This window comes from Synechococcus sp. CCY9202 (assembly GCF_034931685.1).
In the GTDB taxonomy this organism is placed as follows: Bacteria; Cyanobacteriota; Cyanobacteriia; order PCC-6307; family Cyanobiaceae; genus CBW1002.
On the sequence record NZ_JAYGID010000061.1, the window covers coordinates 46489 to 59910 of the forward strand.

Annotated in this window: 13 protein-coding genes; 6 read left to right on the forward strand and 7 right to left on the reverse strand. The window is 66.3% G+C overall.

Annotated elements, in window-relative coordinates; all coding sequences use genetic code 11:
- Positions 1 to 14: 14 nt before the first annotated feature.
- From VB777_RS08470 to VB777_RS08485, 4 genes are all read right to left on the reverse strand, one after another.
- Positions 15 to 2408, reverse strand: coding sequence for an RNB domain-containing ribonuclease (locus VB777_RS08470; protein WP_323248319.1), 2394 nt, complete (start codon positions 2406 to 2408; stop codon positions 15 to 17).
- A gap of 235 nt (positions 2409 to 2643) precedes the next feature.
- Positions 2644 to 3012, reverse strand: coding sequence for a TMEM165/GDT1 family protein (locus VB777_RS08475; RefSeq protein WP_323248321.1), 369 nt, complete (start codon positions 3010 to 3012; stop codon positions 2644 to 2646).
- A 27-nt stretch (positions 3013 to 3039) separates the two neighbouring features.
- Positions 3040 to 3405 carry a TMEM165/GDT1 family protein gene (locus VB777_RS08480; RefSeq protein ID WP_323248323.1) on the reverse strand — a complete coding sequence of 122 codons (366 nt, stop codon included), beginning with the start codon at positions 3403 to 3405 and terminating at the stop codon, positions 3040 to 3042.
- The gene (locus VB777_RS08485; RefSeq protein WP_323248325.1) at positions 3402 to 3761 is read right to left on the reverse strand and encodes a YkgJ family cysteine cluster protein; all 360 of its coding nucleotides are present in this window, start codon (positions 3759 to 3761) and stop codon (positions 3402 to 3404) included. The genes VB777_RS08480 and VB777_RS08485 overlap by 4 nt, the downstream gene beginning before the upstream one ends.
- Before the next feature lie 241 nt (positions 3762 to 4002).
- Here VB777_RS08485 and psb30 point away from each other — a divergent pair, with 241 nt between their 5' ends.
- Both psb30 and VB777_RS08495 read left to right on the forward strand, forming a co-directional pair.
- On the forward strand, positions 4003 to 4110 hold the full coding sequence (psb30, locus tag VB777_RS08490; protein WP_197156052.1) for a photosystem II reaction center protein Ycf12/Psb30: 108 nt from the start codon (positions 4003 to 4005) through the stop codon (positions 4108 to 4110).
- A 767-nt stretch (positions 4111 to 4877) separates the two neighbouring features.
- Entirely contained in the window at positions 4878 to 5477 is a 600-nt protein-coding gene (locus tag VB777_RS08495) for a hypothetical protein (protein WP_323248327.1), read from the forward strand.
- 207 nt (positions 5478 to 5684) lie between these two features.
- On the opposite strand, the gene VB777_RS08500 is transcribed toward VB777_RS08495, so the two are convergent.
- Together VB777_RS08500 and recJ are read right to left on the reverse strand one after the other, a co-directional pair.
- Positions 5685 to 7010: a chloride channel protein gene (locus tag VB777_RS08500; protein ID WP_323248329.1), complete on the reverse strand. Its 1326-nt coding sequence runs from the start codon at positions 7008 to 7010 to the stop codon at positions 5685 to 5687.
- On the reverse strand, positions 7010 to 8944 hold the full coding sequence (gene recJ, locus VB777_RS08505; RefSeq protein WP_416238328.1) for a single-stranded-DNA-specific exonuclease RecJ: 1935 nt from the start codon (positions 8942 to 8944) through the stop codon (positions 7010 to 7012). The genes VB777_RS08500 and recJ overlap by 1 nt, the downstream gene beginning before the upstream one ends.
- Before the next feature lie 55 nt (positions 8945 to 8999).
- On the opposite strand from recJ, the gene VB777_RS08510 reads away from it, so the two are divergent.
- From VB777_RS08510 to VB777_RS08520, 3 genes are read left to right on the forward strand one after another with little or no spacing between them, the layout of a single operon-like run.
- The gene (locus VB777_RS08510) at positions 9000 to 9755 is read left to right on the forward strand and encodes an HAD-IA family hydrolase (protein WP_322758668.1); all 756 of its coding nucleotides are present in this window, start codon (positions 9000 to 9002) and stop codon (positions 9753 to 9755) included.
- A 14-nt stretch (positions 9756 to 9769) separates the two neighbouring features.
- On the forward strand, positions 9770 to 10117 hold the full coding sequence (locus tag VB777_RS08515) for a DUF565 domain-containing protein (protein ID WP_197156073.1): 348 nt from the start codon (positions 9770 to 9772) through the stop codon (positions 10115 to 10117).
- Complete coding sequence (locus VB777_RS08520) at positions 10114 to 11214, forward strand: hypothetical protein (RefSeq protein WP_323248333.1); 1101 nt, start codon at positions 10114 to 10116, stop codon at positions 11212 to 11214. Before VB777_RS08515 ends, VB777_RS08520 begins: the two co-directional genes overlap by 4 nt.
- Here the strand turns inward: VB777_RS08520 and rpmF are convergent.
- Positions 11178 to 11354 (reverse strand): 50S ribosomal protein L32, encoded by a 177-nt coding sequence (gene rpmF / locus VB777_RS08525; RefSeq protein WP_197156077.1) that lies wholly within the window; start codon positions 11352 to 11354, stop codon positions 11178 to 11180. The genes VB777_RS08520 and rpmF overlap by 37 nt on opposite strands.
- A 268-nt stretch (positions 11355 to 11622) precedes the next feature.
- On the opposite strand from rpmF, the gene ftsH reads away from it, so the two are divergent.
- Positions 11623 to 13422: an ATP-dependent zinc metalloprotease FtsH gene (ftsH, locus tag VB777_RS08530; protein WP_231598327.1), complete on the forward strand. Its 1800-nt coding sequence runs from the start codon at positions 11623 to 11625 to the stop codon at positions 13420 to 13422.

A 13422-nucleotide genomic window follows, 5' to 3' on the forward strand; every position in this document is an offset into this window, starting at 1 on the left:
GCAGGGTCACGCGCTCAGTCCTGGCTGAGATCGTCGTCGCTGGAGGATTCGTCCTCGTCAGCACCGAACTGGGAACTCTCGTCAGCAGAGGCCGCGAAGCCCGGGTTGTCGACGGAGGTGGCACCCAGGGCATCAGGCCCGGAGCCGTTGGTCATCTCGCCGCTGTCTGTCAGGTCATCGCTGTCGGGCAAGAGCACCACCAGGTCGATCTGATGGCGCAGGGCATCCACCTTCTGGATCTCCACCTCCACCGCATCGCCCAGCATGTAGGTGCGGCGGTTCTTGCGTCCCACCAATCGGTTCTGGCGGGCGCGGTACTCGTACCAGTCGTCCTTGAGGGAGCTGACGTGCACGAGACCTTCCACCTGAGAGGGCGGCACTTCCACGAAGAAGCCGTAACTCTGCACGCCACTGATCACCCCCGGCATCACCTGACCCACCAGCGGTTCGGCCTGGCGCGCCTGGGCCATGGCGAGGGCATCGTTGAGCACCTCCTGCAGGAAGCGAGCCCGGCCCTGAAGCCTCTGGGCCAGGCCGTGGGCGATCGCCTCCTGATAGGGAGTCAGCTGGCTGGGGGTGAGCAACGACCAGTCGATCGTGGCGGAGCGGCAGGCATCACTGGCCAGATCGACGGTCACCTTGTGACGCACCGTGGGGCGATCCTTGCCATCGACCAGCAGGCTGGTGAGCAGCTGCTGGTTCCAGAGGTCGGCGTAGTGGAGGCCGGGGCAACACCAGGGAGCCACCGCAACCTCCTCGCCGGCCACCGCATTGGGACCCGGCACATCACTGATCTGAACAGACTCCAGCGTGTCGCGCAACTGCTGCTGCAACACCCGGCTGCGGTCGGTGGCGGCGAAGGCGGCGGCCAGCTCGGCGGCACTGGCATTGCCTTCAGCCGAGAGTTCCAGAGGGATTTCGAGGGCCAGGGCAGCCTTGGCCACTTCGTTCAGTTCGCTCGCATCGGCGGATGGATTGATGGCATACAGGGCCGGCAGGTTGAGGCTGGCGAGGTGCCCCCCCAGAGCCCGATGGGCCAGCACCACGGCTTCCCGCAGCAGGGCCACGGGATGCTGCAGCGGCAGGTCCACCATCCAGCCCTGGCTGGCGCCATCGGGGCCAGGGGTGAGCAGATCTCCAAGCCCGGGGATCGCGGGCATCGGCAGGGCCAGATCGATCGACCCCCCCTCCAGACGACGCTGGCGCAGCAGCTCAGCCACACCGATCAGCTGTTCGATCAGCGGGATGTGATCTTTGAGCGCCTTGAGGCCAGCCGGCACCGTGCGGGACTTGGGCTTGCGCTCCGCCAGCGCGGTGAGGGCGGCCAGGTCGACCCGCGCCGTGGGGCGGATGGTGGTGCGGCAGAAGCGGTAATGCTCCAGCGCGCCGATGGGGGAGAGTTCGAGGGCCACCGAGAGGGCCGACTCGCTGCGGCCGGGCTGGAAGGCACTCGCCTTGGCCAGGGCAGGGGTGAGCAGGGGCAGCCAGGACGGACCGACGCAGAAGGCCTCGGCCTGCTCCCTGAGCCAAAGATCCAGCGAGGAGCCAAGCGCCAGGCGTTCCGCCACGCAGGGAGCATGGACCCACAGCCGCCAGCCGGCCCCGTCATCGCGGGGCTCCAGCGCCAGCGCCGGCAGCCCCGGGGCCTCACTGCTCCAGGCTTCCAGCAGCAGGGTGGTCTGCGCAGTGAGATCGATCCGATCCTTGGGAGCCGGGGTCCGGAGGGTGGCGCGCGGTGCGGCAGGCCGCTCCCGCAAGCCATGTTTGGTGAGCAGCAGGTCGAGGTCGGCCTCCACGCCACCGTGGATGGGCAGCTGGCGCTCCACGTGGCCCTGGGGAGCGAACTGGCCCACCGGGTAACGGTCCACCATGACCTCGACCACCGAAGACTGGCTGGGGTCGAGGTGAACGGCATCAGCACTGGGCAGCTCCAGGCTGGTGAGCAGCCGATCGTCAAGCGGCACGGCCAACAGCCGATCGTTCTGCTCCTCCACCTGGGCCAGGAGGCTGCTGGTGGCCCGTTCCAGAATGCATTGCACGCCGCCTTCGGGTGAACGGCGGCGGCCACCCTCGCGGGTGATGCGCACCAGCACCCGATCGCCGTTCCAGGCGTGGTTGAGCTGGTGGTCACGGATGTAGATGTCTTCGCCGCCGTCATCCCGCAGGGCGAAGCAGAAGCCCTTGCTCGAGCAGCGCAGCCGCGCCTCGATCAGGGAGTCGTCCTGACGCCGCTGCAGACCGGCCTCGCTCTCCTCCAGCAGTCCCAGACGCACCAGACCATCGAGGCCGATGCGCAGGTGCTGCTGCTCAGGCTCTCCGGAGAGACCAAGGGCCTTCTCCAGTTGTGCCATGGGCACGGTGGTGTCGGGGGTGAGCTGGTCGAGCAGGTCGGCGACCGTGAACTTCATGCGGCGAGGGTGCGCTGGTGGAACCGTGACGGCAAAAGGCACCGAAGCTGTCCGGCCGTGAAGCGTGGGCGGGGCAGCGATGCTTTTCTCCACAAGACTTTAGGCAGCAGCCGACCCTCGCTCCACCACAAGGCCGAGACCATGGCCAGGGGACAACCCAGGCGACCAGCCAGGGGGAACGATCACAGCCCGGATTCACAGCCCCGGTTCGTGCTGAAACCGGGGATCGGATCGCTCAGGCCGGGGGCTCCTGACCACTGGGCGCCACCGCCTCGACCCTCACCAGATCGTCACTGACCAGAGCTTCGCCAGCGGCCTGGTCATCCTCGCTGACCTTGGAGCGCTGAATCAGGCGCAGGCCGATCAACAGAAAGCCAAGGGAGGCAACCAGTTGCAGCAGATCGGTGGGCACCACACTGGACAGGGAGCCACCGGCAGCCGCCCCCAGCAGGCTGGCCAGCACCAGGGCCACGGAACTGCCGGCGAACACCGCCGTGGGACGGCTGGACGTGCCGCTGATCGTGACGATGGCCAACTGGGTCTTGTCGCCCAGTTCCGCCAGAAACACCGTGGCGAAGGTTGAGGCCAGGAGGGCGAGCTGCATGGCAGGTGCGGGGTGACGGCGGGGCCTTCAGGGCTGGATCTGGGGGAGATGCAGCAGGTCGGGGTGCAGCGACGACAGGTGAAGTACGGCCTGGCGTCCGAGCCAGAGCCCCAGAGCAACCATCACCAGCCCGGCCAGCCGCTCCAGCTGATGGGCCGGCATCACACTGGCCAGCCAGCGGCCCAGCACCACCCCCACCAGGCTGGAGCTGATCAGTGCCAGGGAGGCCCCGATGAACACCACCACCGGCTGACCGGACTGAGCCGACAGCAGAAGGGCGGCCAGCTGGGTCTTGTCCCCCAGCTCCGCCAGAAACACGGTGGTGGCCGTGGTGAGGAAGGCTGCTCCCCAGCTGCCGGCGTGGCTGGTGTCGCTGCCGGAGGTGCTGCTCATGGCCGTTGGCGAATGGCGCGCCGGAATCGCCGCATCACCCTGCCACGGCCGCCGTATTCACTGCGGATCTGCTGCTTGCAACAGGCGATGGCCAGGGCATCGGCCTCGTCGGCCACGGCACCGAACAGGCCCATGAGGTTCTCGACCCTGCAGAAATCAGGTCGGTCCTCGTAGATGCGGCAGCGACGGCCGCCGGTGTCGTAGTGGATGCACCAGCCGTCTTCCCCCACCATGGCCAGATAAGTGCTGCGCTGCTCGTCGCTGAGTGCCGCGATCGCGTCCTCGCGCAGGCTGGGATCGAGCCGGCAGCAGGCGCCGCAGGAGGCGATGCACTGCCAGCGTTCCGGCTTGCTCATCGAAACGTGGGGCGAAGAGGGAAGGGTCCAGCACTCAGCATGGCGGAGTCCTGCCCTGTAGAGCACTGCCCGGCGGATCACGGCCAGGCGCAGCAGGGCTGGTCTCAATCTGACCCTCCTGCGGGCGGATAGCCCAGACACCAGCGGCTGTGACATCGCTTCACAATCGCGGCCCAGGGCAAGGCCTAGTCCCTGGCGCTCCGTAGAGTGCCGAGCAAATCCTCAACCGGCCTGACCAGTCATGGGCATTGATTTCCACCTGATTGCGAACTTCGCCGCCCTGGCCCTGATCACCATTGCCGGACCGGCGGTGATCTTCATCCTGTTTTATCGCCGTGGTGCGCTCTGAAGAGCGCCCAGATCAGGAGACCAGCAGAACTTGGTAACAGTGCGGCTTTAGACCAAGCCAAGAAGCGAGCCCAATGGCTGACCAGTGAAAGTGTCACGCCGCAGTGAATAAGACCAATCGGCAATCAAAATTGGCAAGGTCAATCTCGCCCAGTAGCCAGCCGTCGAGGTAAGGATTACGGACTGCAGAGCCTTGATTGCACTTGATCGTAACGATAAACAGGCATCTTTTTACCCTCGGCCACGCAGGCTGGCATCACCTTTTTCTGGGGAGACAGCGATAGAAGCGCTACCCACCAAAGCAGCTGACACGGTGGCTCGACTTACCACTCGCGATCGTGCATAGATAGAAGTCAATCCCATTCAAGCTTGACCTTTTTCCACCTTGGGCCTCGGATGAGCCGTTAATGGCATCGATCCCTTGGCTCAGAACCAGATCAGCAAGACTGCAGCCTAATAGGCACATCCGGCCGCCTGATTGGTCGATGGTATCGGCGAGGCCGTGATGATTTCAACCATGGCGCTATCACCATTCCTGATCCTCCGAGTGCGATTGAGGCTCTGGCTTCGACCGGGGTGTCTCGTCACGACTGAGACCTGAAACGACCCTGGAGCAACCCAACCCGGCCAACTCATACAAACTTCACCAGACACTCACTCGGCTGGAACGAATCCCAGCCAATTACTCACCAATACAATCATTAGGGATGCATCTTCGCCCAGCCCTTATGCGCTAGGCTCTATACATAGCATTAAAGGGCGATAGCCATGCTGCAGCCAGAATATTTCATTCGCATCGATGGAGTCTTCGGCGATACGCAGTTCGATAGCAGCTACGGAGCTGGCTGGTTCAGGATCTCCGCTCATGATTTGGATGTCCTGACCGGACTCTCCTTTGAGCCGGAGGGCATAAGAACCGGCAGTCCAGACTTCTCATCAATCACGGTCGAACTGGAGCTGGGCTCCTCCGTGAGCCTCTTTAAACAGGTGATTGCAGATACGCAGCGGATTGACAGTCTACAAATCGTCGGCGTGGTGAACGCTAGTTCCAAGGTAGCCACGGTTTACGATCTCCGCTTGGCCGATGTACGCCTGACCGGGCTTGGCAATCAATCCGATAACTCGGCTCAACTAAACCTCGACTACGAACGGTTCGGCATATCGACTACACCTCAGCTTGCCGATGGAACCTTCGGCAAGATTCAGACCTATGCCTACGACCGAATCACCGGCAATGAAATCCTGTTCGGCAGCCTGCCAGTACCGCCAATACTGTCGGACAGCCTGAGCAGAAGGTCAGCCTCTGCATCGGAGTACTGGCTGAAGATGGCACGGCGACGATTAGGTAGCGCCCGCCTACGCAGTTGACATCTGGCAGCTCCGCACACTGATGGTTTTAGCGATGACGCAGGACAGCTTCGTTGGTGATGCGCCTTGACCGGATAGGAGAAAGCTCTTGAGGAGACAAACCTTGGAGCCAAGCCGATCAATAATCAGTGTTAGGCACCTGCGATCCAGCACACCAGGTCAAACGATCTGCGCCCAACTGACGCCACATTGATTCATGGCGAAGCATCACGTCGAGCCTTCGGCGGGTGCGTTCGGATCGTGATGATCCAGGGCCGCCAGCGCGTGATAGACAGGCAATTTCAACAGGATCCGCCCTGCATAAGCCCCAAGGACCCCTGCCAGCAGCAGACCGGCCAGCAGCTGCTGATCTCCAGCCATATGCAGGGCAAAGAGCATGCTCATCACCGGCAGCTGGGTGGCGCCGGCCAGGGCTGCCACCATGCCGAGGGCCAGGCCCACGTGGGGATCGCCACCGAACCACTGGATCACGCCGGAGCCATAGACGGCACCCAGGGTGAAGGCCGGATCGATCAGCCCGCCTGGCACACCCGCCGCCAACGGAATGATCGGGGCCAGAATCCGCAGAACCAACAGGCCCAGCCACTGCCAGCTGGTGGCAATGGGTTGTTGATCATCGATCAGCAGGGTCATCAGGCGCTCGCCATCCCCGCCGCTGAGGCCGCCGCTGACCAGCAGCATCAGAGTGACCAGCAGTCCCAGCCCCAGACCCCAGAGCCAGGGGTGATGGAGCACCCGAATCCGCAGCTGCCGCGCTGTAGCCAACAGCAGCGAGGAGAACAGACCTCCCAGCAGGCCAGCTGACAGGCCAATCGGCACCGCCCAGAGCAGCAGTTCGGTCTCAGGCGTGGCATTGGCCACCACGCCAAGTCCGTAGAGCGGTTCACCACCCCAATGGCTCATCAGGGCGGCGGTGGCACAGACCATCAGGCCCGGCCAGATCAGGGCCGACTGGAAGCGGCCGGTGAGTTCCTCGGCCATGAACACCACCCCCATCAGGGGGCTGTTGAAGCCACCGGCCAGGCCAGCTCCAGCCGCGATCGCCAGCACGCCGCCAGGCACCAGACCCCGCAGCAGCGCCGGGAAGCGACGTCGCAGGGCATGGGCCACGCTGGCCCCCACCTGCACCACCGGGCCTTCCCGTCCCAGTGAGAACAGGGCGAGGCTGGCGACCGTCCAGAGCAGGGAGCGCCGCCAGGTGGGCGTGGCCGCCAGCAGCACCTCCCGCCGCTCCGGATCGTGAAGGCTTTCCATCGTCTGGGGGATGCCCGATCCCCGCCCGTCCTTCCAGGGACCCGCCTGCAGCACCAGCAGCAGGGGCATCACCACCATCGGCACCAGCACCAACGCCAGACTGGCGGCCGACCACGCCCCCCCGCCGAAACCGGGCAGCCGCTCCAGCAGGCGATCCTGCCAGCGGTCCACCAGGTTCAGGGGCCAGCAGGCGGCCCCCACCATCAGTCCGAGAAATCCCAAATCGATCAGGTGGCGACCGAGATGCTGGATCTGGGCACGGGGGCTCGGGCGCACCATCAGGCCACCAGTCCCAGGGCCATCGAAGCCTCCTGCACCAGGGTGCGCAGGTACGGATGGTCGGGGCGGCTGCAGCCGCTATCCGCGTCGGTGAGGCGACCATCGGGGAGAGACAGCAGCTTCTCACCAGCGGCATTACAGATCAGCACCGCCTCCCCCTGGCGGCGACATCTGTAGGTGCGGTGCGCCCGTTGCAGCAGCACCTCCTCGGCGCCGCTGGGCCGCAGGGCCACCAACTCCAGCTGCAGCCGTTCGGTGCCCTGCCAGCGGTTGTTGCGCAGCTGGAAGGCCACGTCCACCCGCGGCGGCACCACAGCCTCGCCCTGCCAGCGCCAGGCGATCGCCCGCAGGGCCGCCTCCCCCTGGCGCAGCTCCAGTTCAAGATGGCCACCGCGCAGCACCTTCTGGCTGCTCACCTGGCAGTCCGCGGCCCAGAACACCGGAGCGGCATGGCCGATCCCGAAGGGCTCGAGCCGCTGCAGTTGCCGCCAGAACGGCCGGTCGATCCGCTCCAGCCGCAGCAGCGCATCCGGCTCCACCACCGGACCACCGGCCTGCCCGCCCAGCCAGGTGGCGGCGAGGTCATCGAGCCGTTCATGCAGGGCCGCAACCCGTTCGGCCAGCACCGTGAAGCCACCGGCAGCGGGATGGCCGCCATGGCGCTCCAGCAGATCGGTGCACTCCTGCAGAGCCCTGTCCACCGCAAAACCACGCGGGGCCCGCACCGAAGCCCTCAAGCGGCCATTCCCCTCGCCCGCCAGCAGGGCCACCGGCCGTCCATAGCGCTCCACCAGGCGTGAGGCGACGATGCCGATCACCCCGTGGTGCCAATGGCTCTGGGCCAGCAACAGGAAGTGGCTGCGATGGGGGCCATCGGCGTCGACCAGGGCAATGGCCTCGGCCTCGATGGCGCCGCAGAGTTCGCGCCGCTGCCGATTGAGGGCTTCACACTCGCGCGCCAGCTCCAGGGCGCGAGCAGGGTCGTCGGTGGTGAGCAGCTCCACCACCAGTTCGGGATCGCCGAGGCGTCCCACCGCGTTGATCCGCGGAGCGAGCTGGAAGCCCACCACCTGGGCGTCCACAGCATCGTCCTCCAGGCCGGCTACGCGCTGCAGGGCCTGCAGGCCCGCCAGGCGGCTGCGGCGCAGCTGCGGCAGGCCGTCCAGCAACCAGCGCCGGTTCACCCCCAGCAGGGGCGCCATGTCGGCGATGGTGCCGATGCAGAACAGATCGCGGGCGGCATCCAGGCCCTGGCGGCTGCCCAGCCGCTGGCTGAGGGCCATGGCCAGCACATAGGCCAGGCCCACCCCGGCCAGGCCACGGAAGGGGGACTCGGGCGGCGTGCAGGCCGGGTGGAGCAGGGCCAGGTAAGGCGGCCGCTGTTCAGGAATCGTGTGGTGGTCGGTGAGGATCACCTCCACGGCCAGCTGCCGGGCGCGCTCGAGGGCCTCCGCGGCGGCGATGCCGTTGTCGACCGTCACCAGCAGGGCAATCCCTTCGCCGGCCAGCCGTTCGACCATGGCGGCATTGAGGCCGTAGCCATCGTCCTGCCGACTGGGGATGGCGGCCATCGGCCGGGCGCCCAGGCGCTGCAGCACCCCCACCAGCAGGGCCGTGCTGGTCATGCCATCGGCGTCGTAATCGCCGCAGATCGCTAACCGTTCACCCTCGCGACAGGCCTGCTCCAGCCGCTGCACCGCCACGGCCAGATCGGCGAAATGGGCATGGGGATCGGGGGCTGCCGGTGGATCGAGCAGGGCCTCGATCGCGGCGGCACTCTTCAGCCCGCGGCGACGCAACACCGCCAGCAGCTCGGCTGGCAATGCCTGGCCATCCAGCGAGGGCGTGAGATCGCCTGCGGGCAAGGGCGGCGGTAGCTGCCAGCGTTGCTCGGGATGCTCAGGGAGCAACGGTGCGCGGCGAAGGCTCCCCATTCTGCGGCGCTGCCGCAGGCCTGGCAGCCTGAGGTCAGACGTTGTCAACCTGCCGATGCCACTGGAGGCCTTGCTCTGGGATGTGGACGGCACCATCGCCGAAACCGAGCGCGACGGACACCGGCCGGCCTTCAACGCTGCCTTCGCCGAGGCGGGCCTGCCCTGGCACTGGGATGTGGACACCTACGGCCGCCTGTTGGCGATCAGCGGCGGCCACGAGCGGATCAGCGCCTTCCTCACCGAGGTGGAGGGCGTCGCACCGGACCCGGAACGGGTGCAGGCGCTGCAACGCCGCAAGCAACAGCACTACCGCTGCCTGCTGGGCGAGGGGCGGGTGGAGCTGCGACCCGGTGTGGTGCGGCTGATGCGGCAGGCGGCAGCAGCAGGGCTGGCCCAGGCGATCGTGACCACCAGCGGACGCGAGGCGGTGGCAGCTCTGATGAAGGCGCAGCTGCCTGAAGCGGTCAGCCTGTTACCCGTGTGGATCTGCGGAGGCGACGTGACCCGCAAGAAACCCGACCCCGAGGCCTATCGGCTCGGCTGCGAGCAGCTGGGGGCGACGCCCGGCCGTAGCATCGCCCTTGAGGATTCCGTCAACGGTCTGCGGGCCGCCTGCGGGGCGGGGCTTACCTGCCTGATCAGCCGCAGCGCCTTCAGCGCGGCCGAGCCGGCCCAGGCCTTCGCCAAGGCCGCCGCCGTGGTGGATCACCTTGGTGAGGCGGAGCATCCCAACCTGATCGAGCGGGGGCCGGCTTGCGTGCAGGGGCAGATCACGCTCTCCTATCTGCAATCGTTGCTGGATCCGGCCTGAAATCCGGCACGCCCATGACCCGCCTTCCCCTCAGCCAGACCCGCTGGCAACAGGCCCAGGACCGCTGGCTGCAGCAGCTGCGCGGTGCGGTGGCAGGAGGTTGGCGGGTGCGCAGCCTGGCCCTGCTGGCCCTGCTGATCGGCTTCTACCTGGGCCAGAACCTCACCTCCCTACTCCTGCTGAAGGCCCCAGGAGGGAGGCCCATGGTGGTGCTGGGTTGTGTGCTGGGGACCGAACTGCTGGTGCGGCTCCGCACCCGCTGGGTCCGGCAGGAGCCACCCCTGATCTGGGTTCTGGTTGACAACCTGCGGATGGGTGGGGTGTACGCCGTGGTGCTGGAGGCGTTCAAGCTGGGATCGTGAGTCGCGTCGTGACCGATACCGATTCCGCCGCCCCGCTCTGGCTACCGGAACCGGCCAGGATGTTTCCTGAACAGCCTTACAGAGACCTGCTGGCCATCGGCGGCGTCACTGAGCCGGTCAGCTGGGTTCAGAAGTGGAAGACCCAACTGGCGCACCTGAGCCCAGCGCCGACGGCCCATCCATCGCTCCTCTGGGGCGGCTGGCTGCCGCTGCTGGAACGCTGCCGCCAGCTGGTCGACAGCGGCGAACGCCATGTGCTCGGCCTGAATGGCCCGATCGGCGCCGGCAAGAGCACCCTGCTGGCCCTGATCACACGCCTCGCCCGGGAGCTGGACCTGCCGATCGCGGTGGCATCGATCGACGACCTCTATCTGCCTTGGACGGAGCGAAAGCAGGCCATGGCCGGCAATCCCTTCGGTGTGCTGCGCGGTCCACCCGGCAGCCACGATCCCGCCCTGGCCCAGGCTGCCATCGCCCAGTGGCGCCGGGGCGGAACGCTGGTGCTGCCCCGCTTTGATAAGCGGCTGCGGCAGGGGGAAGGGGATCGCTGTGGCCAGTGGCAAGGCGAACCGCAGCTGCTCCTGCTCGACGGCTGGCTCCTGGGCTGCCGGGAGATACCGGAAGCCACTCTTCAGGCCCTTCTTTCCAGCGAGAGCTACGCGGCCGAAAAAAGATTCGCAGGAACGCACAGCGCCACTGCTGATCGGCTGATCAGCCTCATCCCTACGGGGTTTAGTGCGGAGGAACAGGCCTGGCTGCCGATCTGGAATTGCCATCTCAAGAGCTATCAGCCCCTCTGGCAGGAGCTGAGTGCGCTATGGCAACTGCGCCCCCAGCGCTGGAGCCTGGCGCGGCGCTGGCGCTTTCAGGCCGAAGCCAGGCAACGCCGACTGAGTGGATCGGCTTTACCGATGGAGCGCCTGGAGGGGTTGGTGCGCTCCTGCCTCTACAGCCTGCCGCCCAACTGGTACCAGAACCTGTCCGCTGAAGCGGTGATCCTGCTGGACAGCAGACGCCGCTGCCTCTGGAGCGGGCCAGGCCCTCAGGCCGACCTCCATCCTCAGTCTGCGCTGGAGTCGTCGTCAGCAACGGGGTAGACGAAGCCCTGGGCACGGCCACTCAGCACGGCTTTGCCGATCGAAAGGGCCTTCTGGGCCGCCACAACAGCCTTGCCCTTCCAGGTGGCATGGCGCTGATTGCGCTTGCCCTTGGAGGTTTTCTTCTTGGGAACAGCCATCCCTGGGTTTCCTTAGCAGCCAAACAACGATCTTCCGTGGTCAACTTGCCTTTCGTCAAATCGCTAAGCTCGTCTTCAGAACGAAGATCCCGTGAGCGCCAGCCCTTCAACGGCCTCCCCGAACGGGGATCCCAAGTCCAAACCCATTGATGGTGCCGCTCCTGGTGCCGCCTCTCCCTCCTCCGGCGCAGAGGCTCCGGCGAAAGCCGCCGCAGATTCTTCTGTTGCTCCTTCGGCTGCTGGCACCAGTTCAGGCCGCCCTGCCGAGCTGAGCTACAGCCAGCTGCTCCGGGATCTGGACAAGGGCCTAGTGAAGGACCTGGAGCTGTCGCCACGTCAGCGGGAGGTGCGCGTCACCTTCCAGGACGGCCGCAAGGAGTCGGTGGCGGTGTTCAGCAACGACCAGATGTTGCTGCGCGCCGCGGAGGAGGCTCGCGTGCCGCTCACGGTGCGCGACGACCGCAAGGACGAGGCCGCGGCAGGCCTGCTGGGCAACGTGCTGCTGGTGGTGCTGCTGCTCACAGGGCTGAGTCTGCTGCTACGCCGCTCCGCCTCGGCGGCCAACAAGGCGATGGGCTTCGGCCGCAGCCAGCCGCGGCTTCAGGAGGACGGCACCGTGACGGTGCGGTTCGAAGATGTGGCCGGCATCGGCGAGGCCAAGGAGGAGTTGCAGGAGGTGGTGACCTTTCTGCAGTCACCGGAGCGCTTCACCAGCCTCGGTGCCAAGATCCCCAGAGGTGTTCTTCTGGTGGGCCCTCCCGGCACCGGCAAGACACTGCTGGCCAAGGCGATCGCCGGAGAAGCCGGTGTGCCGTTCTTCTCGATGGCGGCATCGGAATTCGTCGAATTGTTCGTGGGAGTCGGCGCCAGCCGGGTTCGCGATCTGTTCCGCAAAGCCAAGGCCAAGGCGCCCTGCATCATTTTCATTGACGAGATCGATGCGGTCGGACGCCAGCGCGGCGCCGGCATCGGTGGCGGCAATGACGAGCGCGAGCAGACGCTGAACCAGCTGCTCACCGAGATGGACGGCTTCGAGGAAAACTCCGGCGTGATTCTGTTGGCGGCCACCAACCGTCCGGATGTGCTGGATTCGGCCCTGATGCGGCCCGGCAGGTTCGATCGCCGCATCACTGTCGACCTGCCGGATCGACGCGGCCGCGAGGCCATCCTGGCGGTCCATGCCCGCAGCCGGCCCCTGGGTCCCGAGGTGAGCCTCGGGGTCTGGGCCAGCCGCACCCCAGGCTTTTCAGGTGCCGACCTGGCCAACCTGCTGAACGAGGCCGCGATCCTCACCGCCCGCAGACAGCAGACCGTTCTCGACGATGCCGCCCTCTCCGATGCGCTCGAGCGGATCACCATGGGGCTGACGGTGGCTCCCCTGCAGGACGGTGCCAAGAAACGCCTGATCGCTTACCACGAGGTGGGCCATGCCCTGCTCACCACGCTGGTGCCCCATGCCGACAAACTCGACAAGGTGACCCTGCTCCCTCGGGCTGGTGGTGTGGGCGGTTTTGCTCGCATGATGCCCGACGAGGACATCCTCGATTCCGGCCTGATCACCAAGGCCTATCTGCAGGCTCGCCTGGTGGTGGCCCTGGGCGGCAGAGCCGCTGAGCTTGTCGTGTTCGGGGCCAGCGAAGTGACCCAGGGTGCCAGTGGAGATCTGCTGCTGGTCAGCAGGATCTGCCGCGAAATGGTCACCCGCTATGGCTTCTCCAGCCTCGGGCCAGTGGCTCTGGAGGGTGATGGCGCCGAAGTGTTTCTGGGCCGTGATCTGATCCATACCCGTCCGGGTTACGCCGATCGCACCGGCCGCGAGATTGACCTGCGGGTGCGCACGCTGGCCCAGGAAGCCCTCGATCAGGCGGTGTCTCTTCTGGAGACACGCCGCCCCCTGCTCGACGACCTGGTAGATCGCCTGGTGGAGGAAGAAACGCTGCAGGGTGAGGACTTCCGCCGGATCGTGGAGGCCTATGAATCCGCCGCCGCTTCAGCCGGTGCCGGCCAGCCATCGCCTGCAGTGGCCGAAGACATTGCAGCCTCGGTCTCTTCAGCCTGCCGGATCTGA

Coding starts and splice junctions, on each gene's coding strand:
- rpmF (WP_197156077.1), bottom strand. CDS start 11,354: ATGGCTGTTCCCAAGAAGAAAACCTCCAAGGGCAAGCGCAATCAGCGC.
- recJ (WP_416238328.1), bottom strand. CDS start 8,944: ATGGGGAGCCTTCGCCGCGCACCGTTGCTCCCTGAGCATCCCGAGCAA.
- VB777_RS08480 (WP_323248323.1), bottom strand. CDS start 3,405: ATGAGCAGCACCTCCGGCAGCGACACCAGCCACGCCGGCAGCTGGGGA.
- psb30 (WP_197156052.1), top strand. CDS start 4,003: ATGGGCATTGATTTCCACCTGATTGCGAACTTCGCCGCCCTGGCCCTG.
- VB777_RS08510 (WP_322758668.1), top strand. CDS start 9,000: ATGCCACTGGAGGCCTTGCTCTGGGATGTGGACGGCACCATCGCCGAA.
- VB777_RS08475 (WP_323248321.1), bottom strand. CDS start 3,012: ATGCAGCTCGCCCTCCTGGCCTCAACCTTCGCCACGGTGTTTCTGGCG.
- VB777_RS08515 (WP_197156073.1), top strand. CDS start 9,770: ATGACCCGCCTTCCCCTCAGCCAGACCCGCTGGCAACAGGCCCAGGAC.
- VB777_RS08500 (WP_323248329.1), bottom strand. CDS start 7,010: ATGGTGCGCCCGAGCCCCCGTGCCCAGATCCAGCATCTCGGTCGCCAC.
- VB777_RS08485 (WP_323248325.1), bottom strand. CDS start 3,761: ATGAGCAAGCCGGAACGCTGGCAGTGCATCGCCTCCTGCGGCGCCTGC.
- VB777_RS08495 (WP_323248327.1), top strand. CDS start 4,878: ATGCTGCAGCCAGAATATTTCATTCGCATCGATGGAGTCTTCGGCGAT.
- VB777_RS08470 (WP_323248319.1), bottom strand. CDS start 2,408: ATGAAGTTCACGGTCGCCGACCTGCTCGACCAGCTCACCCCCGACACC.